Source organism: Actinoplanes sp. NPDC048967 (genome assembly GCF_040649415.1).
Classification (GTDB): domain Bacteria; phylum Actinomycetota; class Actinomycetes; order Mycobacteriales; family Micromonosporaceae; genus Actinoplanes.
In genome coordinates, this window is the sequence record NZ_JBEZFL010000012.1 from 210,702 (window position 1) to 232,819 (window position 22,118).

Annotated in this window: 15 protein-coding genes; 6 read left to right on the top strand and 9 right to left on the bottom strand. The window is 69.6% G+C overall.

Features of this window, described 5'->3' with window-relative positions; genetic code table 11:
* Positions 1–35 precede the first annotated feature (35 nt).
* Positions 36–1,781, top strand: coding sequence for a hypothetical protein (locus AB0C12_RS39030; protein WP_360555773.1), 1,746 nt, complete (start codon positions 36–38; stop codon positions 1,779–1,781).
* Between the two features lie 4 nt (positions 1,782–1,785).
* Here the strand turns inward: AB0C12_RS39030 and AB0C12_RS39035 are convergent, their stop codons facing one another.
* The 8 genes from AB0C12_RS39035 to AB0C12_RS39070 form a co-directional block, all read right to left on the bottom strand.
* Positions 1,786–3,204, bottom strand: coding sequence for an RICIN domain-containing protein (locus AB0C12_RS39035; protein ID WP_360555676.1), 1,419 nt, complete (start codon positions 3,202–3,204; stop codon positions 1,786–1,788).
* The gene (locus AB0C12_RS39040) at positions 3,204–5,546 is read right to left on the bottom strand and encodes a ricin-type beta-trefoil lectin domain protein (RefSeq protein WP_360555774.1); all 2,343 of its coding nucleotides are present in this window, start codon (positions 5,544–5,546) and stop codon (positions 3,204–3,206) included. Before AB0C12_RS39040 ends, AB0C12_RS39035 begins: the two co-directional genes overlap by 1 nt.
* Positions 5,547–5,649: 103 nt before the next feature.
* On the bottom strand, positions 5,650–7,098 hold the full coding sequence (locus AB0C12_RS39045; protein WP_360555678.1) for an endo-1,4-beta-xylanase: 1,449 nt from the start codon (positions 7,096–7,098) through the stop codon (positions 5,650–5,652).
* Positions 7,099–7,129: 31 nt separating this feature from the next.
* Complete coding sequence (locus AB0C12_RS39050; protein WP_360555680.1) at positions 7,130–9,469, bottom strand: beta-L-arabinofuranosidase domain-containing protein; 2,340 nt, start codon at positions 9,467–9,469, stop codon at positions 7,130–7,132.
* A gap of 50 nt (positions 9,470–9,519) precedes the next feature.
* Entirely contained in the window at positions 9,520–10,977 is a 1,458-nt protein-coding gene (locus AB0C12_RS39055; RefSeq protein WP_360555681.1) for an endo-1,4-beta-xylanase, read from the bottom strand.
* Between the two features lie 79 nt (positions 10,978–11,056).
* On the bottom strand, positions 11,057–13,105 hold the full coding sequence (locus AB0C12_RS39060) for a family 43 glycosylhydrolase (protein ID WP_360555683.1): 2,049 nt from the start codon (positions 13,103–13,105) through the stop codon (positions 11,057–11,059).
* Between the two features lie 467 nt (positions 13,106–13,572).
* Positions 13,573–14,631, bottom strand: coding sequence for a glycoside hydrolase family 11 protein (locus tag AB0C12_RS39065; protein WP_360555776.1), 1,059 nt, complete (start codon positions 14,629–14,631; stop codon positions 13,573–13,575).
* Between the two features lie 78 nt (positions 14,632–14,709).
* Positions 14,710–15,951 (bottom strand): hypothetical protein, encoded by a 1,242-nt coding sequence (locus AB0C12_RS39070; RefSeq protein ID WP_360555685.1) that lies wholly within the window; start codon positions 15,949–15,951, stop codon positions 14,710–14,712.
* A 308-nt stretch (positions 15,952–16,259) separates the two neighbouring features.
* Between AB0C12_RS39070 and AB0C12_RS39075 the strand changes: the two genes are divergently transcribed.
* The gene (locus tag AB0C12_RS39075) at positions 16,260–17,477 is read left to right on the top strand and encodes a cellulose binding domain-containing protein (protein WP_360555687.1); all 1,218 of its coding nucleotides are present in this window, start codon (positions 16,260–16,262) and stop codon (positions 17,475–17,477) included.
* 727 nt (positions 17,478–18,204) lie between these two features.
* Here the strand turns inward: AB0C12_RS39075 and AB0C12_RS39080 are convergent.
* The gene (locus tag AB0C12_RS39080; RefSeq protein ID WP_360555688.1) at positions 18,205–19,173 is read right to left on the bottom strand and encodes a glycoside hydrolase family 6 protein; all 969 of its coding nucleotides are present in this window, start codon (positions 19,171–19,173) and stop codon (positions 18,205–18,207) included.
* 340 nt (positions 19,174–19,513) lie between these two features.
* Between AB0C12_RS39080 and AB0C12_RS39085 the strand changes: the two genes are divergently transcribed.
* The 4 genes from AB0C12_RS39085 to AB0C12_RS39100 all read left to right on the top strand — a co-directional run bounded on the left by AB0C12_RS39085 (position 19,514) and on the right by AB0C12_RS39100 (position 22,103).
* Positions 19,514–20,527, top strand: a complete 1,014-nt coding sequence (locus AB0C12_RS39085) for a LacI family DNA-binding transcriptional regulator (protein ID WP_360555690.1) — start codon at positions 19,514–19,516, stop codon at positions 20,525–20,527.
* A gap of 84 nt (positions 20,528–20,611) precedes the next feature.
* Positions 20,612–20,863, top strand: coding sequence for a hypothetical protein (locus tag AB0C12_RS39090; protein WP_360555692.1), 252 nt, complete (start codon positions 20,612–20,614; stop codon positions 20,861–20,863).
* 215 nt (positions 20,864–21,078) lie between these two features.
* Positions 21,079–21,282 (top strand): cold-shock protein, encoded by a 204-nt coding sequence (locus AB0C12_RS39095; protein ID WP_023361248.1) that lies wholly within the window; start codon positions 21,079–21,081, stop codon positions 21,280–21,282.
* Positions 21,283–21,419: 137 nt separating this feature from the next.
* Complete coding sequence (locus AB0C12_RS39100; protein ID WP_360555694.1) at positions 21,420–22,103, top strand: VanZ family protein; 684 nt, start codon at positions 21,420–21,422, stop codon at positions 22,101–22,103.
* Positions 22,104–22,118: the final 15 nt, after the last annotated feature.

The window sequence follows — 22,118 nt, forward strand, 5'->3', positions numbered from 1 at the left end:
GATCTTTCTGCGTACGGGGGTACGTCTTGTCCGATGTGGTCACTGAGAAGGCAACGAGGTCACGGCTCGTCCGGCTGCTGCGGCACGAGTGGACCGTCGCCACCGCCGGCTCGGTGCTGCTCGCCATCGTCATGGTGTGGCTGCTCCCGCCGTACGTGAGCCGGCTCGTCACCGGCGGCGTCAAGCAGGAGACCATCGCCAACCCGGTGCGCACCATCATCGGCGACGCCGGTGACCCGACGGCACAGGCCTGGATCGTGGCCTGGAACGGCCAGTCGCTGCGGCACGGCCTGCGCGGGCTGTGGCACACCAACGCCTTCTACCCCGACACGTTCGGCCTGGCCTACACCGACACGCTCTTCGGCTACGCGCCGGCCGGGCTGATCGGCGAGGGCGTGACGGCCGCCGTACTGCGCTACAACATCCTGTTCGTGCTGACGTTCGCGCTGGCCTTCCTCGGCGGTTACGCGATGCTGCGCCAGCTGGGCGCCGAACGGGTGGCCGCCGCGCTGGCCGGCGCCGCCCTGGCCTACGCACCCTGGCGTTACGACCATGCGGGTCACCTGAACATCATGTCGACCGGCGGCATCACCCTCGCCGTGGCGATGCTGGCCCGCGGCCACGGCTGGTCGCTGACCCGGGGCTACCGCGGCGACCGGGTCCGGCCCGGCTGGGCGGTGGCCGGCTGGCTGGTCGCGGCCTGGCAGGTGACGCTCGGCTTCGGCATCGGCCTCGGTTTCGTCTACCTGCTCGCCCTCGCCTGCCTCTGCGCGGCGATCGGCTGGCTGGTCCGGGGCCGCCCGCCGCTGGGCCGCCGGCTGGTCCTCGCCGACCTCGCCGGCGGGCTGGTCTTCACCGCGGTCACCGCCTTCTTCGCGTACGGCTACCAGCAGGTCCGCGAGCTCTACCCGTACGTGACCCGGTCCTGGGACTACGTCGCCGTGTTCTCGCCGACGCCGCGCGGCCTGTTCGTCGCCCCGCAGTATTCGCTGCCCTGGGGCACCCTGCACAACGAAGCCCGGGCCCAGCTCGGCAACGCCGCCAACGAGAAGGCACTGCTGTGCGGGTACGCGCTGTATCTGCTGGCCCTCGGTGGCCTCGTCCTGTCCTCCTGGTCGGTGCGGCAGCGCCTCCTGCTGCTCGCCGGCACGGTCCTGGGGATCCTGTTCGCGCTCGGCACCAACGGGCCCACGTACCGCCTCCTGCACCTGTACGTGCCCGGTTTCGACGGCAGCCGGACCCCCGGGCGGTTGATCCTGTGGCCGACCATCTTCATGGCCGTGCTCGCCGCCGGCCTGCTCACCAAGCTCGCCCGGCTGGCCCGGACGGCGACCCTGCCGCAGTGGCGGACCGTCGCCGTCCGGGTGCTGACCATCCCGCCGCTATTGCTGGTGCTGGCCGAGGGCATGCCGGACATGGACCATCCGGACACCCCGGTCGCACCGGCCGCGTTCGCCATGGCCTCGGCGCCGTTGATGGTGCTGCCCTCCGACGAGAACGTCGACACCAACGTCCTGCTCTGGTCGACCGACGGATTCCCCCTGATGGTGAACGGGGCGTCCGGCTACATCCCGCCCAACCACCAGGGGCTCCGCGACCTGATGCAGACCTTCCCCAGCGAGCCCAGCCTGGATCGGCTGCGCCGGCTCGGCATCCGCAGCGTGGTCGTGCTGCGCGACCGGGTCCCGGGCACGCCGTTCGAGGCGGTGCTGAACGCACCGACCCCGCCCGGCGTCATCCGGCAGGACATCGGCCCGGATGTCCTCTACACCATCAGCTGACGTCCTACGGCACGGCGACGATCTTCCAGCGCTGGTTGGCGCTGGTGGAGTCGCTGTACTGCCCGATGCTGGCCCCGTTCGCCGTGCGGCCCATGCTGTCGAGATAGAGGCCGGTGGCCCGGTTGCGCAGCCGCACGTTGTTCGCGTCGGTCAGCACCGACCACTGCTGGTTGGCCGACGTTCCGGTGGTGTACTGGCCGGCGGCGCTGCCGTTGGCGGTCCGGCCCATGCCGTCCAGGTACAGCCCGGTGCCCTGGTTCCTGATCCGGACGTAGGTGCCGGAGTTCTCGACCACCCACTGCTGGTTGGCGCTGGTGGTGGCCGGCCCCTGACCGACATCGGAGCCGGCCGCCGTACGGCCCAGGCCGTCGGCGTACCGGCTGGTTGCCGTGCCGACGATCCGGACCGTCGTGCTGCCGCCGGTGCCCATCCCCCAGGAGTACTGCAGCCGGTTCAGTCCGGAGGCGTTGGTCAGCGTCAGGTTCAGATTCGCTCCGCTGCCGGTGCGCCGGGTCAGGCTGTACCAGTCGCCGTCGCGCAGACCGGGCCAGTAGACGCCGCCGACACCGAGCTCGCGCAGCTTCGCACTGACGCCCCGCAGGTAGTCGGCGAAGAACGACCCGCTCGGGATGTTGTAGTCGATGGTGTCGTACGCGACCCCGTTCTTGCTGCCCGGGCCCATCGGACCACCCCACTCGGTGGCCACCGTCCGGGACGCGTACCCGCCGATGGAGCTGGCGAGATGGTTTCCCCACGAGGTCTCGTCCTCGAAACCGGCGAAGAACGAGTAGTCGTGGACGGCCAGCAGGGTGTTGTTCAACCTGGTGTCCTGGCCGACCGCGGCGACGTTCTGAGCCAGCCCGGCACCGTCCAGGATGACCCGGCCGCGCGGCACCCCGGAGTGCCGGTTGAGCCACGTGCTGTACATGTTGTTCAGGTCGGTCGTGGAATACCCGTGCGGCTCGTTGATGACCTCGAAGTAGGCGTTGCTGTTCCCGGCGTACCGGGCGACGACGGTGTCCCACATGCGGTCGTATGCCGCGGTGTCGCTGGGCCGGCCGCCGCTGTGGGCCCAGTACGCCAGGATCACCTTGCCCTTGGTGAGCGCCTGGTCGATCGCCCCGGTGTAGGTGCCCCAGTAGCTCGCGACGGTCGGCTCGTTGATCGGCATGCGGACGGTGTTGGCCCCGGTGATGGAGTACAGCTGCCCCACCACCCGGTCGGCGACGGTGGCCGCCGAGGCGTACGTGTCGGTCGAGCCGAGACCCGACACGTAGAGCACCCCGTTGACGAAGTTGTCCCGCCGGTCGGCCCAGTTGACGCCCCGGAACTCGGTGGTGGCGGCCTGCGCCGGCTGCTGGGCCACCACGGTCCCGGCCAGGACGAGCACGGCGGCGACCAGGATCCGTCGCGTGCGGCTCATCAGGATCTGATCCATCGCTGGTTGCTCCCGCCGTTGCAGGTCCACAGGCTGACGGCTGTGCCGTTGGCGGTTCCGGCGCCGGTCACGTCCAGGCACAGGCCGGACTGGACGCCGGTGATGGTGCCGTCGGCGTTGACCCGCCACTGTTGGTTGGCGCCGCCGGTGCAGGACCAGATCCGGACCTGGGCACCGGCGGAGGTGTTCGCGGCGTCGAGACACTTGTTGCCGTACACGGTCAGCTGGTTGCTCGAGGTTGACGTCCACCTCTGGTTGGCGCCGCTGTTGCAGTCCCAGATCTGCACCGTCGCCCCGTCGGACTGGCTCTGGGCGTTGACGTCCAGGCAGCGGTTGGAGCCCGCACCGCGGATCTCGCCGGTGGGGGTCGTGCCGCCGCCGAGCGGGGTGATGGTCAGGTTGTCGAACTGGGCCGTCACGCCCTGGCCGGTGGCGTAACCGATCTGGCCGGCGACCCACGCCGAGTCCGAGGCGCTGCCCACGGTCGTGCCGTCGATGGCGGCGGTCAGGGTGCTGCCGTTGAGCGTCAGGGCCAGCTTGTGCCAGCGACCGGTGCCCAGGGCCGCCGTGGTCCCACTGGCCAGCGTGCGCTGGTTGCCGGCGGTGCTGTTGCTGCGGATGGACCACGAGCCGTTGTCGGCCACCCGCAGGTAGTAGGCGTTGAGGTTCTGCGGGCCGTCGTGGTTGTAGTTGCCCGCCCGTCCGACGAGCTGGGCGTAGCCGCTCTTCTCCAGCATGACGTCGGTGGAGACCGTGTAGTTGCGCCAGTTGACGTCACCGAGCAGCGTGAACGGCTCGGCGTGACCCGACGTCCAGAAGATCGGCGCCTGTTCCGACATCTGGCGGATGCACTGCCCGGTACGGCCACCGCCGCACGCGGCCACCTCGAACGAGCCCTGGTGGTCCGACAGGTACTTCGCCTGCCGGCCGGTCTGGTAGCTGTCGAAGTCATCGGCGTACGGCAACGCGAGAGCGCCCTGGGCGGGGCTGGTCGCCGTGCCCTTGCCCGCTCCGGTGGTGGTCGTGATGCTGTAGACGTAGCCGGGCTGGACGGTCAGCGAGTACGAGCCGTTCGACGGCGTGAGGTCCGCGCGCCGCACGAAACGATCGGCCGGGTTGCTCGACCTGACGTTGGTGGACCACACCCGCACCGTCCCGGTCGACAGTCCGCCGGTGACATTGAACTGGAGGTCCTGGGCCGAGCCGGCGTCCATCGTCTCGATCACAGTGCTGTAGTCGCCGGTGGTGGGAGACCTCAGGGAGACGTAGCTGCCGTTGTTGCGGTTGCCGCTGAGGTAACCCGAGGAGTTGTCGAGGTAACGCCATCCGGGGGCGGTGAACTGGGTGGTGTGGGCCATGACCCAGGTGCTCGTACCGATCGAGTAGTAACCGGACCAGGGTTGCGGCGCCACGGCCACTCCGGTGGTGGCCCAGGGGATGTTCGGGGTGATGGCGGCGATGACCGGCCAGTTCAGGTACGCGGTCATCTTCCCGTCGATGTAGTCGCGGTTGATGCCGCGGGCCAGAGCCGGCGCGCCCGCGTTGTAGTCGTCGGAGCCGTTCTCGCTGGCCCACAGCGTCTTGCCGGAGTTGACGGCGTTGGCCGAGCTCGGGCAGGACGTCTGCGCGCTGCGGTAGCCGCAGACATAGTGGCTGCCGACCACCGAGATGGCCGCGCCGAACGCCGGGTCGCGCAACGCGTCGTCCGCCGAGCCCCAGCCGAAGTCGTCCGAGGCCACGATCTTCACGCCCGCGTATCCGCGGGAGTTCAGGGCCGAGCGCAGGTTCTTGTACCAGTTCAGGTCCCGGCCGCGTTCGTTCCAGCCGCCGAGGTAGTCGATGGTCAGGCCGTGCGAGGTGGCGCAGCCGAGCCATGCGATCAGGTAGTCGATCGAGTCGTTGGACCAGAAGTTGCCGTTGCCGATCCATCCGGGCGCACCCCAGGACAACCCGACGAGCTTGATGTTCGGGTTACGAGCCTTGGCCTGCTCCATCATCCACCACTCGTACCCGCGGTTGCAGTTCACCGCGCCCCGGGTGTGTTCGTGGCTCGGTTCGGCGCCGGAGGTCGAGTTGGTGTCTCCCCCGATCTCCACCTTCATGATCTGCATCGCCGCGCCGTAGCCCGGCTTGAACAGGTAGTCGAGAATGTCGCTGCGCTGGGGTTCGGGGTAGTCGAACAGCAGGCGGCTGTTGCCGCCGCCGCCGCTGATCGCGCCGACGCCGTCGAACGTCCGCCCGCCCGACGAGCCGTTGATGGTGATCGCCGTGGCGGCCTGCGCCGGCGCGGGGTACGCGACCAGCGCACCGGCCAGAGCCAGCAGCAGGCTCGCGGCCGCTGCCCAGCCGCGCCGCAGCCGCCGGCCGGGCCCGCCCTCACGTGTTGTCTTCACAGTTCGTTCCCTTCTACCGCTCATGGGACGTCGCCGGTCAGGAGCTGGTGCAGGACAGGGCGCCGGGTGCGGCGCTGCTGGCGCCGTTGACCAGGAAGCCGAAGCTGGTCGAGGCGTTCGCGCCGAGTGCACCGTTGTAGGCGGCGTTGCGGACGCTGACCGTGCCGCTGGTGCCGGTGTTGATGCCGTTCCAGACGTTCGCGATGCTCTGTCCGGAGGCCAGCGTGAGCTGGACGGTCCAGCCGTTGACGGGCGCGGAGCCGTTGGTCACGGTCACCTCACCCTGGTAGCCGCCGTTCCAGGTGCTGGCCGTGTGGTACGTAGCGGTGCAGCCGCCCGGCTGCCCGGTGACCGGCGGGGTGCTCGGTGGCGTGCTGGTCGGGGTGCTCGGCGGGGTGCTGGTCGGGGTGCTCGGCGGCGTGCTCGTGCCGGGCACCGAGGTGGAGGCGGCGTTGAGGGCGTTGAGCACCGAGGTGTACGCGGGCTTGGGGTTGCTGTTGCGGTCGAACAGCAGCGGGTTCTCGTTGCCCCGCCAGGAATCGCTGTCCCGGATGCCCCACGTGGTGATGCCGGTGCAGCGGGGGACGTTCATGCACGCCTGGGTCAGGCCCTGATACTGGCTGGCCGACGCGTTCGTCACGTCAGCCTCGGTCAACTGTACGTCCACGCCCAGCGCGGCGAAGCTCGACAGTGTCGTCTGGAAGTTGCCCGGCAGCGAGCTGCCCCCGGTGAAGTGGGTCTGCAGGCCGACGCAGTCGACCGGTACGCCGCGCGACTTGAAGTCGCGGATCATGTTGTAGACGCCCTGCGTCTTGGCGTACGTCCAGTTCTCGATGTTGTAGTCGTTGTAGCAGAGCTTCACGCCCGGGTCGGCGGCCCGCGCGGTGCGGAACGCCACCTCGATCCAGTCGTTGCCGGTGGACTGCAGGTTCGACGAACGCCGGCTGCCGTTCTCGGCGAAGGCCTCGTTGACCACGTCCCAGGCGTAGAGCTTGCCCTTGTAGTGGGCCATGACGCCGTTGATGTGGTCGATCATCGCGGTGCGCAGGGCGCTGCCGCTGAGGCTGCCCCAGAAGCGCGGTTGCTGGGCGTGCCAGGCCAGGGTGTGGCCCCTGACCCGCATGCCGTGCTGGACGGCCCAGTTGTAGATGGCGTCCCCGGCCGCGAAGCTGAACTGGCCGCGGTTGGGCTCGGTCGCGTCGGGCTTCATCTCGTTGACCGCGGTCATCATGTCGAACTCGCGGTTGGCGATCGTGAGGAAACCGTTGTCGCTGAGGCGGTCCCGGCCCATGGCGGCGCCGAAGTACCGGCCGCTGCGCTCCGCGGCGGCCTTGAGGGTGGTGCCGGGCGGGCCGGTGAGGTCGGCGTGGGCCAGGGTCGCCACGGCGACCGAGGACACGGCGATCGCCACGGCGCAGGCGGCGCCGAGCAGCAAACGGGCCCGACCGCCGGTACGGCGACCCGCGCGGGCAGAAACAGTGGTCATGAGTGTGCTTCCTCCTCGGGATGCGGGCCGGTCAGGCGAGCTTGACCAGGCGCCAGACGTTGTCGGCGGAGCCGTTGTCGGAGTCCTGGACGACCTGGGTGCCCCAGGTGCTCGAGCCGTTGAGGATGGCCAGCAGCTTCCCGCTGTTGACGTTGCGGATCTTGTAGGTGCCGTTGCCGAGGTCGACCAGGGTCCAGCGGTGGTCGGCGGTGCCGGTATCCGACCACTGCAGGACCCGCGCGTTGTCGGCGGTCGACATGTTCTCGACGCCGAGGACCTTGCCGCTGTTGACGTTGCGGAACCTGACCGCGCTGCCGTCGGTGATCCTGACCCAGTTGTGGTCGGCCGTTCCGCTGTCGCCCCAGACCACGGCGAGCCCGCCGTCGGCGGTGGACATGTCCTTCACCCCCAGGACCAGGCCGGTCCCGACGTTGACCAGCTTGTAGGTCTCACCGCCGCCGGAGCTGCTGCCGTTGGCGTTCCAGTAGACGGTGTAGTTGAAGCCGTGCGCGTCGTGGAACGGCCCGATGGGCACGGTTGTGCCGTTGGCCGTCGCGGTGAACGCCAGGCTCGACGTGCTCGTCCTGGTGATGGACGACACCGTCAGCGACGGCGGCGAGGACAGCGCGGTGTTGCCGTAGTTGCCGCAGAGCACCGCCGGCCCGTAGGTGATCGCCTGGACGTTGGCGTTGTCGTTGGCGGCCAGCATCACGACCCGCATCGGCAGGGTGACCGTCAGCGTGTCCCCCGCCGCCCACGCCCGGGTGATGGTCGCGTAGCTGCCCGGCGTCGCGGTGACCGCCTGGGCCGCCCCGTTGACGGCGAGGACCGGGTTCTGCGTCCAGGACGGGATCCGCACCCGGATGCTCCACGTGCCGCTCATGGTGCCGGACAGGGTCAGCGTGGTGGTGTCGCTGACCGGGTACGACGTGGACTGGGTGACCGTGATGCCGCGCTGCGACCAGTTCAGCGTCGAGGGCACGAACAGGTTCACGGTCAGGGTGGTGCCGGCGTAGAAGTAGACCGAGTCCATCAGCCGGGTGTTGGTCTCGATGCCGGTGCCCTGGCAGCACCAGAACGAGTTGTAGTCGGTCGAGTAGGTGCCGCCGCCCCAGGCCGGGCCGACACCGCGGCGCCCGCCCGGCTTGAGCGGCGTGAAGTAGGTGACGCCGCCGTGGCTGTCGGCCGGGTTCTGCGCGCCGATCAGGTGGTTGAGCAGCGCCCGCTCGTAGTAGTCGAAGTAGCCGGCGTTGTTCGGGTCGAGCAGCCACAGCTCCCGGGTCAGCTTGAGCATGTTGTAGGTGTTGCAGTGCTCGCAGGTGTCGTTGCTCAGGTAACCGGCGATCGCGTTCGGGGCGCGGAAGTGCTCGGCCTGGCTGTTGCCGCCGATCGCGTACGTGTGGGCCCGGGTCGTGATCGCCCAGGCGTTGGCCGCGATGTCGCGGTAGCGGGTGGTGCCGGTGGCCTTGTACTCGCGGGCCGCGCCGACCCACTTGGGCACCTGGGTGTTGGCGTGCAGGCCGTTGAGCTGGTCGCTGTTGGCGGCCAGCGGGTTGAACACGGCCTGGTGGTCGAAGCGCTGCGCCACGGTCAGCCAGCGCGCGTCGCCGGTCTGCTGGTAGATGTCGGCCAGCACGTCGTTCATGCCGCCGAACTCGGTGCCCAGCATGGCCTGCAGCTGGCTCGCGCTCAGCCGCGCGGTACGGGTGTCGACCCAGCCGGCCAGCGCCAGCAGCACCGTACGGGCCTGGGTGTTGCCGGTCAGACGCCAGACGTCCAGCAGCCCGGCGAGGGTCTTGTGGACGCAGTAGTAGGGCACGTTGCCGTTGGACAGCGTCCGGGCCTCCAGCGCGGTGAAGTCCGACTCGGGGAAGCCGGACAGGTAGCCCGCGGAGAAGCCGGCGGCCCCGTTGTTGGCCTGGCACTTGGCCAGCTCGGCGACCATGTAGTCGGCCTTGTCCCGGCACGTCGTGTCCCCGAGCACCGCGTAGGCCTGGGCCCAGGCGGTCAGGAAGTGACCCTGCATGTGCGAGCGGAACGGGAAGGACGGGGCGTCCCAGCCGCCGTTGGTCGCCGCGCCGTTGGTCGACAACCGGTGGTTGGCCCGGAAGACGTAGAGCAGCCGGTTGACGTCGACGAACCGCAGGTAGCTCAGGGTGCGGTTCTGGTTGTCCAGGAAGCGGCCGGCGGTCAGCCGTACCTCGCCGGGCTGGAAGGCGTACGCGGCCGCGCCGATGTCCGGACGGGCCGGCGGCACCACCGCGGCCGCGGCGGGCCGGGCTTCCAGGAAGCCGGCCCCGGCCGTGCTGACCAGGGCGGCGGCACCGGTGGCCTGGAGCAGGCGACGGCGGCTGAAGGCGGAGGAGGACATGGGGATCTCCTGTCGGAGGCGGTGGGGGAAAGGCAGATCTGACAGTCGTGCTATCCGACCTTGTTGAGCTGCCACTGCTGGTTGGTGCCGTTCCAGTCGGCGTACTGCACGATGTTGCCGCCGTCGGCGGTCGACGCGCCCTGCACCTCGACGGCCTTGCCGCTGTTGCGGTTGATCAGCTGGATGTAGCCGTCGATGGTCTGGAGGCTGAACTGCTGGTTGGCGCCGTTGTTGTCGGTCCACTGCACGATCGCGCCGCCGTCCGCGGTCGACTTGCTCGCGACGTCCAGGACCTTGCCGGACAGCTTGGACCGGAGCCGGTAGAAACCGCCGCCGGAGTCGACGAACTGCCACTGCTGCTGAGCGCCGTCGTTGCGCGACCACTGGGTGATCCGGGCGCCGTCGTTGGTGGCCAGGTTGTAGACGTCGATGGCGCGGCTGCTGTTGCGGTTGACCAGCACGTACCAGGCGTTCGTGTCCACCGTGGATCCGTTGCCGTTGCCGTTGCCCGCGTTGAGGGCGTTGAGCACGGAGGTGTAGGCGGCTTTCTTGTTGCCGGAGCCGTCGAACAGCAGGGGGTTGTCGCTGCGCCAGGAGTCGCTGTCGCGGATGCCCCAGACGGTGATGCCGGTGCATCGTGACACGGCGAGGCAGGCGCGGGTGACGGAGGCGTAGATGTTGGCCTGGTTGCCGCCCTGCTGGACGTCGAGTTCGGTGATCTGCACGTCGACGCCGAGGTCGGCGAAGCGTTGCAGGTTCGCCTGGTACGTGGAGTCGATGGTGGTGCCCAGGTGGGACTGGAAGCCGACGCAGTCGATGGGTACGCCGCGGGATTTGAAGTCGCGGACCATGTTGTAGATGCCGGTCGACTTGGCGTTGATGCCGTCGGTGTTGTAGTCGTTGTAGCAGAGCTTGGCGTTCGGGTCGGCGGCCCGCGCGGCGCGGAAGGCGGCTTCGATCCAGTCGTTGCCGGTGCGTTGCAGGTTGGAGTCGCGGCGGGCGCCGCTGCCGCCGTCGGCGAAGGCTTCGTTGACGACGTCCCAGGCGTAGATCTTGCCCTTGTAGTGGGTGGCGACCTGGGTGACGTGGTTGATCGCGGCGCTGCGCAGGGTGCTGCCGGACAGCGACTGGGCCCAGCCGGGCTGTTGCTGGTGCCAGAGCAGGGCGTGGCCGCGGACTTTGGCACCCATCGCGATGCCCTGGTTCAGGATGCGGTCACCACCGCTGTAGTTGAAGCTGCCCCGGGCGGGTTCGGTGGCGTCCCACTTCATCTCGTTCTCGGGGGTGACCGCGTTGAACTCGGTGTTGAGGATGCGGGTGTAGGTGGAGTCACCCAGCCGGCCGGCGGCGATCGCCGCACCGAAGTACCGGCCCTTGGCCGCCGCGGAAGCGCCCAGCGTGGTGGCGGCGTCGGCGGAGCCCGCAACAGCGAGCGTGGTGCCGGCGATGAGGGCGGCGGCGGCCGCGGCGAAGGGGGCTCGCCACCACCGGGAAGTCTTAGTGATCATCAGCGGGACTGCTTTCGGGAGCGGGGATGGGGGCGCCGGGCGGCCCGGCGGACGAGCCGGGCCGCCCGACGGATCGGGGTTACGGGGCGGTCAGGTCGAACCGGTTGACGGTGACCGCGCCGCCGAGGGCCTGCGTGGCGTAGTTGAAGATGCCGAAGCGGTAGCCCATGAAGAACTGCCAGTCGTTGTTCAAGGTGAACGCCGGGCCGAGGTTGGTGAAGTTCGTGCCGTTGGTGCTGTACGAGAAGGTGGCCGTACGCCCGGATCCGGGTTGGATGTTGGCCGTGGCCCGCAGCCAGATCGTGCCGCCGGACACCGTCGCGCCGGCGGCCTCGGCGCCGGTCCCGGTGGTGCCCCAGCCGCTGGTGGACATGCTCAGCCCGTTGGTCATCGAGACCCGGGTGACGCCGTTGTCCTTGCGGATGCCGATCCACGCCGACTGGTCGCGCAGCATGGCCAGGCCGGACCGGTCACCGTTGGCCATGGCCGAGTAGTCCAGCTGGATGGTGGCCGTGGACGTGGGGCCCTGGATGCGGTGCGTCAGGGTGTTGCGGGCGTTGTAGAGGTCGCTGGTGACCGTCGCGGTCGACAGCCGCAACCCGTTGCCGACACTGAACTTCGAGGTGTCCGGGTTGTGGTTCCATTCCCAGCGCTGACCCAGCGCGGAGCCGGTGAACGTGTCCGGGCCGATCATCGACTGCACGGTCTTGGTCGTGCTGATGTTCGGCTTCGGGTAGCTGGCGCCCCAGCGGCCGTTGACCGTCTGCAGCACCGGCCAGCCGTCGCCGCTCCAGGTGATCGGGGCCAGCGTCGGCATCCGGCCACCGGGGTAGGCGTCGGTGAAGGCCATGTACCACCAGTCACCGTTCTGCGTCTGCACCAGGCCGCCCTGGTGCGGGACCCCGCCGCCGGAGATCGGCCCGGGCAGGTTGAGCAGGACCTGGCGCTGCTCGTACGGACCCCACGGGCTGGTCGAGCGCAGCACGTACTGGCCGTTGGCCGGGCGGGTCAGCCAGATGTAGTAGTAGTTCCCGCGCTTGTACATGCGGGAGCCTTCGAGGGTGCCGATGCTCGACGGGGTCTGGTAGACCGTCTGCGAGCGCACCTCCGCGGTCAGGTCGGAGTTGAGCTGCGCGACGCTGATCGTGCCGTTGCCGTAGGCCACGTACGGGGTGTCGTTGTCGAACAGCAGGCCGGCGTCGTAGTAGCACTTGTTGATCCGGGCCTTCTTGCTCCAGCCGCTGCCCACCGACACCGAGGTGTAGACGTAGGTGCGGTTGAACTCGGTGCAGCCCAGCCAGTAGTAGGTGCTGTTGCTGGACCGGTAGTTGAACGCCGACGCCCAGATGCCCTTGACGTAGGCGCGGCCGCCGTTGAGGTCGTAGGCGTTGGAGTCGAAGTCCAGCCGCGGCACCGAGTGCCCGGCGTACTCCCAGTTCACCAGGTCGTACGAGCGCAGGATGGGCGCGCCGGGCGAGTAGTGCATCGTCGACGCCGAGTAGTAGTACGCGTCGCCGACGCGGATGATGTCGCCGTCGGCGAAGTCCTGCCACGCCACCGGGTTGGTGAAGGTCCCGGTCGGCGGCGGCGTGGTCGGGCCGGTCGTGGGTGTGCCGGAGCCGACCTGGACCAGCTGCCATTGCTGGTTGGTGCCGTTCCAGTCGGCGTACTGCACGATGTTGCCGCCGTCGGCGGTCGACGCGCCCTGCACCTCGAGGGCCTTGCCGCTGTTGCGGTTGATCAGCTGGATGTAGCCGTCGATGTCCTGCATGCTGAACTGCTGGTTGGCGGCGTTGTTGTCGGTCCACTGCACGACGGCGGCGCCGTCCGCGGTCGAGGCGTTGGAGACGTCCAGCACTTTGCCCGAGAGCCGGGACTTGAGCCGGTAGAAGCCACCGCCGGAGTCGACGAACTGCCACTGCTGCTGGTTGCCGTTGTTCCGGCTCCACTGGGTGATCCGGGCGCCGTCGTTGGTGGCCAGGTTGTAGACGTCCAGCGCTTTCCCGCTGTTGCGGTTGACCAGGACGTACCAGGCGTTCAGGTCCACGGCGGCGGCCGAGGCCGCCGGCGCGGCGACGACCGTGACCGCGATACCGGCCAGCAGGGCCAGCACCGCGGTAATGGCCATGTAACCGCGCCGCCAAAGCCTTTTCGAGGGTGTGCCGCGTGCGTACATTTCGCCGCTCCTTGCCGGGGGATCTGAAGAAAGTGAACGTTAACAACTTGGCGAAGACGGATGCCTGGCGGCGTTGACTCAGGGGGATCCAGACATCAGACATTCAAGGATGGCAATGTTGCCAGAGTGTTTCCCCGCACTCAAGAGCGGTGGCCACCGAAGTTCTACGAATCGGTGTTTTTGCTGGTAGAAAGCCCGGCGTGGCGCTTGCCGGGTCCCACCGGCGCGGCCGCCACCACCCTTCAGACGTCAGATGTACATCGTGGCCGGCTCGGCGTAACACTTTTCCCGCAACCTTTTCCGGACGGGCCGGTGTCCATTTGCACACATGATGACCGCCGATTGGCTTCGCCATTCCCCGAAATGACGAAGCCTGGCCGGAGCAGCATTTGCTGCTCCGGCCAGGCGGGTGGGGACAATCAGCTGCAGGCGGCGCCGTTCAAACTGAATCCGCTGGGCGCGGCGGCGTTGCCGTTGTGGTTGGCCTGGAAACCGATACTCGTCGAGGCACCGGGCGCGATGGTGGCGTTGTAACCCACGTTGGACGCCACCACCTGCCCACTGGTGGGCGAGTAGGTGGCACTCCAGCCGCTGGTGATGGTCTGCCCGGAGGCCAGGGCGAAGTTCAACCGCCAGCCGTTGATGGGCGCCGTACCGGTGTTGGTGATGGTGATGTTGTCCGTCAGCCCGCTGTTCCACGCGCTGACGGTGTTGGTGACCCGGCAGGCGCCGCCCTGGGACGGCGGCGGGCTGGTCGGCGGTGGGCTGGTCGGCGGCGGGCTGGCCGTCGGGGTCGTCGGGGGCGGGGTCGTCGGCTGCGTGGAGCCCTCACTGACGGTGATGGTGGAGCTGCCGTTGCTCTGGTACCCCTCGGTGGCCATGATCTGGTAGTCGTGCGTGCCCAGGTTCAGGCCGAGCCGGGCCCAGGCGTTGAAGTGGTTGGCCGTGGTGATGGTGCCGCTGCTGCGATGCTGCTGACGGACGCTCCAGTACTGGTAGAACGTCGCGTTGCCGATGATGGACGGCTGGTTGACCCGCTGCGTGCGGTAGATGTCGTACGTGCTGCCGTCGGTGGTGACCGAACCCAGTCGCTGGCTGCCCGAGCTGGGGTTGTACGTGCCGAAGTCCTCGACGACGTAGTACTCGATGAGCGGGTTGGTGGTCCAGCCGTAGAGGGCCAGGTAGCCGTTGCCGTTCGGGCTGAACGTGCCCGAGTAGTTCACGGAGTGGCTGGAGCCGGGCTTCCAGCCCTTGCCGCCGACCCAGTTGTTGATGCCGCTCATCCGGACGCTGTAGTTGCCGCCGGCCCCCAGCGTCATCGTGACGTTGCCGCTGTCCTTCCAGTACGAGAAGAAGTAGCCGTTGTGGGTGCCGGTCAGGTTCGAGGTGATGGTCCGGTCGGCGTCGGCGTGGGCGACACCGGCCACGGTGATCGAGGCTGCCGCCAGTACGGCGACGGTGGCGCCGCCGAGGAGCATCCTCAGCCGGCCGCGCCGGCGGGTCGGGGGTGGAACGGAATGGTCGTTCACGTGCGACATCCTTTATTCGTCGGGGGATCAGGCGGGGAGAGTCACCTGGCCGGGGGCCGGACGCTGAGTGGTCGTGCTGTCGCCCAGCTGGCCGTTGGCGTTGTTGCCCCAGCACCACAGGCTGTTGTCACCCTGGTAGCCACAGACGTGGTAACCAGGCGCGAAGTCGCTGGTCCACGTGGTGGCGTTGCCGATCCGGGTGGGCGCGAACCGGTGGGTCGTGGTGCCGTCGCCGAGCTGGCCCGTCGAGTTGTTCCCCCAGCACCACAGGGAGTTGTCGGTGCGGAGCGCGCACGCCGTGTCGAAGCCCGCCCGTACGGCGCTGTAGCTGGTGGCGGAGCCGACCTGACCCGGGGTGTTGCGGTGCGTTCCGCTGACACCGAGCTGGCCGTAGCCGTTCTCACCCCAGCACCACAGGGTGCCCTCGGCGCGGACCGCGCAGCTGTAGGCGTAACCGGAGGTCACGCCGGTCCAGGTGGTCGCCGAGCCGACCTGCGCCGGAGCGTCCCGGAAGGTCAGGTCGCCGACGCCCAGCTGGCCGTCGGTGTTGTTGCCCCAGCACCACAGGGTGCCCTCGGTGCGCACGGCACAGGTGTGGGCGTAACCGGCCGCGACGCTCGCCCAGGTCGTGCCCGTGCCGACCCGTACCGGAGCGGTCGCGGTGTAGATGTCCGAGCTCATGCCGAGCTGCGCGAACCGGTTGAAGCCCCAGCACCACAGGCTGCCGTCGGTGCGGACGCCACAGGTGTGGCTGTCGCCGGCACTGACACTGGCCCAGGTGGTGGCGGTGCCGACCTGCACCGGAGCCTTGCGGGTCGTGGTGGTGCCGTCGCCGAGCTGGCCGCGGAAGTTGTTGCCCCAGCACCACAGGGTGCCGTCGGTGCGGATCCCACAGGTGTAGCTGGTGCCGGCGTCGAGGCTGGCCCAGGTGGTGGCGCTGCCGATCTGCACCGGGGCGGTCCGGGCGGTGGTGGTGCCGTCGCCGAGCTCACCCATGTAGTTGCTGCCCCAGCACCACAGGGTGCCGTCGGTGCGGACCGCGCAGGTGTGGCCGTAACCGGTGGCGACCTCGGAGACGGCCGCGGCGCTCAGCGCGGCGGGGCTGGGCGCGGCTGAGCCGAGCGCGGCGGGGCCGGCTGCGGCGGCCGGGCCGGTCAGGCCGCCGAAACTCAGCGCGGCGAATCCGGTCGCCGTCGCGACCGCGACGGCGATGCCCCGGGCGACCCGGCGCCAGCGGTCACGACGCCCGGAGGCGAAGCTGTGTCTCATGTGTACTCCTGCTCGGTGGGGGGCGGTCCGGCAGCAGGGAGCGTCAGCGTCACACACCCCCTCGCTGCCGGCCGGGCTGAGGTCACGGCGTGCGGCGACAGCAGTTACGCCTGTTCCGGAGGTTGCCAGAATGTTTCCAGACATTCAAGAGTTTCATGGGAGCGCTCCCACCGACTCTGTCGAATGCCGCGACATAACGCTTTTCACCTCCCCAACTTTCGCGTTGAACTGGCCGAAATGGTCTGGCAACATTGCCCGCAGTCAATGGCCGGCCGAGTGCATCCACTGGCGGCGCCCTGGAGGGTGAAGTGCGGAGAACATCGAAGATCAGCACCGGCCTGGCGGCCGTCGTCCTCTCGGTCACCACCGCCGTCGTTGCGCTCGGCACGGCCCCGGCCGATGCGGCGGTGGGCGGCTCCGGCCCCTATCCGGCCGACTACGAGACCTCGACCGGCCTGCCCGACCACACCATCTACCGGCCGCAGACCCTGCCGTCCGAACCGCTGCCCGTCCTGGTGTGGGGCAACGGCGGCTGCGCGGCCAGCGGCACCGCACAGGTCAACTTCCTGCGGGAGATCTCGTCGCACGGCTTCCTGGCCATCGCCAACGGCGCACCGAACGGATCCGGCTCCACCACGTCCCGGATGCTCACCCAGTCCATCGACTGGGCCGTCGCGGAGAACACCCGGGCCGGCAGCAAGTACTACGGGAGGCTCGACACCAGCAAGATCGCCGTCGCCGGCTTCTCCTGTGGAGGCCTGGAGGCGTACGCGGTCTCCGCCGACCCGCGGATCACCACGACCATGATCTTCAGCAGCGGGTTGCTCAATGACGGCGACGACTACCAGCTGCGCGGGCTGACCAGGCCGATCGCGTACTTCATCGGCGGGCCGAGCGACATCGCGTACCCGAACGCCATCGACGACTGGGGCAAGCTGCCGGCCGGGCTGCCGGCCTTCATGGGCAACCTGAACGTGGGCCACGGCGGCACCTACGACCAGACCAACGGCGGCGAATTCGGCCGCGTCGCGGTGCTGTATCTCAAATGGCGCCTGAAAGGTGACGTCACCGCGGGCGCCAATTTCGTGGGGGCCGACTGTGGCCTGTGCCGCGGGCCGTGGACCGTGCAGCAGAAGAACCTGACGCTCGGCGGCGGCGCCCCGTCGACCACGCCGCCGCCGACGTCCCCCTCACCCACTCCGCCCGCTTCGCCCACTCCCCCTCCGGGCGACGGTGTCTGCTCCGCGGTCTACTCGGTGCAGAACCAATGGAACGGTGGTTTCGTCGCCGCCGTGACCGTCACCGCGGGGACCACCGCGCTCAACGGGTGGCGCGTCACTCTGGGCTTGCCGGCCGGGGCGTCCGTCAGTTCGGCCTGGAACGCCGTGGTGAGCGGCAGCAGCGGCACCGTCACGATGACCAACCAGAGCTACAACGGGCGTCTGGGGGCCGGTCAGAGCGCCAGTTTCGGCTTCCAGGGAACGGGAAGTGGGGGCGGCGCCACCGTCACCTGCGCAGGGAGCTGAGTACGGGCGCATCCGCCGCCCGAGGCCAGGCTTCCACCGGAGGTATCGCCCTGCCGGATGTGACCAGGAGACGCCAGCTCTACGCCGGGGTGGCCGGAGTCGGAAGTTGCCGGGATGGACGGTTCTCGCGAATTCCGTTGCGGCGTCTGAGATGACGGCTGGCCGACGACCTTGTGCTGCGGTACGGCGCGCCGCCGGCGCCGACGGCCGGCGAGCACCGTGGTCCGGGTGGCCCGGATGGTGGATGGCCCGGGTGGTCCGATGGTCCGGGTGGCCCGGATGGTCGGGGGCGGCCCGGGTGGGCCGGCGCGGCCCGGGTGGGCCGAGGCGGCCCGGGTGGGCCGAGGCGGCCCGGGTGGGCCGAGGCGGCCCGGGTGGGCCGAGGCGGCCCGGGTGGGCCGAGGCGGCCGGGTGGGCCGAGGCGGCCGGGTGGGCCGAGGCGGCCCGGGTGGTCCGGGTGGTCCAGGTGGCTCCGCCAGGGCGACCTGTGCGCCGATGAGCTCATGCTCCGGCGGATTCCAGGTGGGGCAACGGTGACTGCCGGGGCGACTAACACCTCAGCCTGATCAAGCTCACCTGAGCCTAATCAAGCTCACCTGAGCCTCTTCCAGGACAACCGAGCCGGCGCAAGGACACCTGAGCCAGAACACGGGCACCTGAGCCCGACAACCGGAACGGCGGCCCCGGCCCTGCGTGCGGACCGGGACCGCCGACTCACGATGCTGCGTCAGTACCCGTAGATCATCTTGTAGGCCACCTCAGGCAGGAACTGCCCGGCGGAGGACCCGCCCCCCACCCCGCAGTTGCCGTCGGACTCCCCCGGCGTCTTCAGCCAGAGCAGCATCTCCGCCCCGCCGCCCATCTGGGTCGGGGTGCCGATCCTGCGACCCCCCGGGTTGCACCACTGACCGTTGCCGCCGTTGCCGTTGCGGCTGGTGTCGATCACGAAGGGCTTGCTGTACCCGTAGGACCGCAGCGCGGACGCGACCCGGTTGCCGTAGTTGGTGTTGTCGCCGGTGGTGAAGTAGTTCGACACGTTCAGCGCGAAACCGTGGGCGTTGGCCACGCCGGCCATGTTGAGTCGCTGCGCCATCGTCTGGGCGTCGATCCATCCCGGGTTGCCGGCGTCGAGGTAGGCCCAGGTGTTGGGCGCCTTGGAGCGGAACTGGTTGGCGGCGCGCGAGAGCATGCCGACGCGGTCGTTGATCTGGGCCTGGCTCATGCAGCTGAAGTCGCCCAGCGAGTCCGGCTCGAGGACCACCACGGCGGGCCGGTTGCCGATCGCCGAAGCGAAGGAGGAGATCCAGGCGTCGTACGCGCCGACGCTGCCGGCGCCGCCTCCCGAGTGGCCGCCGCAGGCGTCCCGGCCGGGGATGTTGTAGGCCACCAGCAGGGGGAGCTTGTCCACGGCATCGGCGGCGCCGACGTACCTGCTCACCGTGCCCGCGATGTCTCCGCTCCAGTTGCCGAACCAGCTGGCCATCGGCCGCTGCGCGATCTGGGACCGGATCGCGGCGGCGCGACCGTCGTTGGGGTTGGCCGCGACCCACGACGCGGGGCTGGAGCTGGGGTTCACGTAGAAGCCGCTGGTCTGGCTGACCGGATCGGCGTGAGCGGCGGGCGCCACGAGCAGGACCGCGGGGATCGCCAACGCCAGCGCGGCGGCGAACACCCGGGGACGGGTCGGTCGTTTCATCGGCGGATCTCCTCAGTCTCGGTACGGAAAACTGGAAGCGCTTCCAGACATGTTGGTCGATGTAAATGTCTGGCAACACCCCCGTAATGTCAAGACATCGAGCATCGTCTTGGTGGACCGCTCCGAGAGCGTGGGGTAACTTTCCTGGGACCGCTTCCAGCCGCCTCGCCAGGGATCACGCCGGGCTGACGCGGCCGATATCATCGAGCGGCGAATCCGCACCACCAGGCGACGGGTTGCCGCGGGCCGGGTCGACCAACGACGGAGCTGTCCGGCATGGGTACCGCGAGCGGCGGACGGAGCGCGCAGGCGCCACCGGCAGGAAGGACCCGGCAACGCGATGGCAGCAGACCCACCTCGGCGCCAGCCCACTCTCGACGAGGTGGCCGAGCGCGCCGGCGTGTCCCGCTCGGCCGCGTCCCGGGCCATCAACCAGGCGCCGCACGTCAGCCGGGCCACCCGCGCCGCCGTCGAACGAGCCGTCAAGGAGCTCGGCTACCAGCCCAATCGGACGGCACGCGCCCTGGCCACGCAGCAGACGGGCATCGTCGCCCTGGCGGTCTCCCATGACGCCCCCGAGCTGTTCGCCGACCCGTTCTTCGCCCAGGTCATCGTCGGCGTCTCCGCGGCGCTCGAGGACACCGAGCTGCACCTGGTGCTGTGCCTGGCCAGCTCCGGCCGCGGCCAGACCCGGCTCACCAACCTCCTGCGTACCCGGGGCGTCGACGGCATCATGCTGATGGCCCTGCGCGGGGACGATCCACTGACCCGCATCGTGCGTCAGGCCGGCCTGCCGGCCGTCTACGGCGGGCGGCCGTTGAACTTCGAGCCGCAGTGGTACGTCGACTCCGACAACGTCGGCGGGGCCCGCCTGGCCACCGAGCACCTCATCGGCCTGGGCCGGACCCGCATCGTCACCATCTCCGGCCAGACCGGCACGGAGGTCGGCGAGGCCCGCTACCGCGGCTACCGCGAAGCGATGATCATGGCCGGTCTGATCCCGTACGGCATGGCGGAAGGCGACTTCACCGAGGCCGGCGGGGCCGCGGCGATGAAGACACTGCTCGACAGCCACCCGGATCTGGACGCGGTGGTCGCCGCCAACGACAACATGGCGGCCGGTGCGCTGCGCGTGCTGGCCGAGTCCGGCCGATCCGTACCGGCCGACGTGGCGGTGGTGGGCTTCGACGATCTGGACGTCGCCGAGCGGACCCAGCCGCCGTTGACCACGGTCCACCAGTCGATCCAGGCCCTGGGCAAGGAGATGACCAGGATGCTGATCGACCTGATCGCCGGCCGCGAACGCACCTCCCTCATCCTGCCGACCAGACTGGTCGTGCGCGATTCGGCGTGATCCGAGACCCGGCACCGCCAGGTCGCGGTGACCCGCCGGCCGCTGCGCAGGACGTGGTTGCGGCCGACGGATACGGTCCGGGCCGTGCATCCTCTGACCACCCTCGAGCCCGACGACCTCAGTGGTTGGTGGCTCTGGTCCGCCCTGCTCCAGGTCGGGCGGCTCGTGACGTTCCTCGGAGCGGCCGCCCCCTGGCTCACCGGAGCGGTCGTCGTGGCGCTGGCCGGGCTGGTCGTGCTTCTGCGGTTCGGCGCCCGGCGGCGAGCGGAGGCCCGGGCCGAGGCCGCCGACCAGCCCACCGGAGACCGCGAGGGCCTGGCGGACGTGGGCTTCTGAAGGCGGGCCGGGCACCCTGCTGCACCCGACGTAGATGATGCGCTACAGTGGTCCCGTTGCAGTTTTGATTTCCGTAGACGTTTTCCGGCGCCTGATGGGTTATCCAAAACCTTTCGGGCGCTTTTCGTTTTGGGTGTCGGTTTCGACGCAGGTAATCAACGCGGCGGCGTCAGAGTCCGCGCAGTGCGGTCTCTACAGCCTGCGAAGGAGCAGACATGACTACAGGCACCGTGAAGTGGTTCAACGCCGACAAGGGCTTCGGCTTCATCACCCCGGACGACGGCGGCGCTGACGTCTTCGCCCACTTCTCCGCCATCGCGACGAGCGGCTACCGCAGCCTCGACGAGAACCAGAAGGTGGAGTTCGACATCACCCAGGGCCAGAAGGGCCTGCAGGCGGAGAACATCCGCCCGCTCTGACCTTCGCTCTTCCGACGGCGGTCCGACTGTTTCAGTCGGGCCGCCGTTCGCGTTCCCGTCGAGGGGCACCGCGGGTATCGGCGGCGTATGGAAAATCGCATACGCCCCCGCAACGGCGGACCCTCTTCAATGAGGCCATGAGCCCCAGCAGAAGCCTGTCCGTCGGCCTGGCCGTTGTCGGCCTCGCGGGCGCGGTGTTCGTCGTGCGGCGGCCGCTCGTGATGGCTGCCCCGGCGTGTCTGGCCGGGCGGTGGCACGGCTGCTACGACACCGAGAACGGCCTGATCCTGATGATGCTGGTCGGGCTGGCGCCGGCCGCTCTGCTGGTATGGGCCCTGGCCCATCGGCGGCGGGCCATCGGCGTTTCCCCGGCCTGGCGGATCTCGGTGGCCGACGTGGGCCTGGTCCACGGGACGGTGCCGTTCATCTGGATGACGCTGATGCCGGGTCCGGGCGCGGGTGTCGTGCCCGGCCGGGTCAGCCTGGTGCCGCTGCGGGACCTCGTGACGATGGGACCGCTCGGGATCGGCGGCAACCTGCTGATCCTGGCCGCGCTGGGCTTCTTCGCCCCGATGCGGTTCGCGGTGCTGGCCTCCGTACCGCGGATCCTGGCCCTCGGGGCCGGCTGCTCGATCCTGATCGAGACCGCGCAGTTCGTCTTCCGCCTGGACCGGGTGTCGTCGGTCGATGACGTCCTGATCAACGCGGCCGGCGCCGCGCTGGCCGCACTGGCGTCCCGCCGCTGGTGGCGGACCACGGCGGCGGAGCCGTCCGACCAGCACCGGCCCGCCCCGGCAGCGGTCACCTCCGGACCGCGCTGACCCTAGGCTGCCGGC

Excerpts from the sequence above, each read along its gene's own strand:
- AB0C12_RS39035 (WP_360555676.1), bottom strand. The coding sequence starts at position 3,204 with ATGAGCCGCACGCGACGGATCCTGGTCGCCGCCGTGCTCGTCCTGGCC.
- AB0C12_RS39050 (WP_360555680.1), bottom strand. The coding sequence starts at position 9,469 with ATGTCCTCCTCCGCCTTCAGCCGCCGTCGCCTGCTCCAGGCCACCGGT.
- AB0C12_RS39080 (WP_360555688.1), bottom strand. The coding sequence starts at position 19,173 with ATGAAACGACCGACCCGTCCCCGGGTGTTCGCCGCCGCGCTGGCGTTG.
- AB0C12_RS39100 (WP_360555694.1), top strand. The coding sequence starts at position 21,420 with ATGAGCCCCAGCAGAAGCCTGTCCGTCGGCCTGGCCGTTGTCGGCCTC.
- AB0C12_RS39060 (WP_360555683.1), bottom strand. The coding sequence starts at position 13,105 with ATGGCCATTACCGCGGTGCTGGCCCTGCTGGCCGGTATCGCGGTCACG.
- AB0C12_RS39095 (WP_023361248.1), top strand. The coding sequence starts at position 21,079 with ATGACTACAGGCACCGTGAAGTGGTTCAACGCCGACAAGGGCTTCGGC.
- AB0C12_RS39055 (WP_360555681.1), bottom strand. The coding sequence starts at position 10,977 with ATGATCACTAAGACTTCCCGGTGGTGGCGAGCCCCCTTCGCCGCGGCC.
- AB0C12_RS39070 (WP_360555685.1), bottom strand. The coding sequence starts at position 15,951 with ATGAGACACAGCTTCGCCTCCGGGCGTCGTGACCGCTGGCGCCGGGTC.
- AB0C12_RS39065 (WP_360555776.1), bottom strand. The coding sequence starts at position 14,631 with ATGCTCCTCGGCGGCGCCACCGTCGCCGTACTGGCGGCAGCCTCGATC.
- AB0C12_RS39045 (WP_360555678.1), bottom strand. The coding sequence starts at position 7,098 with ATGACCACTGTTTCTGCCCGCGCGGGTCGCCGTACCGGCGGTCGGGCC.
- AB0C12_RS39085 (WP_360555690.1), top strand. The coding sequence starts at position 19,514 with ATGGCAGCAGACCCACCTCGGCGCCAGCCCACTCTCGACGAGGTGGCC.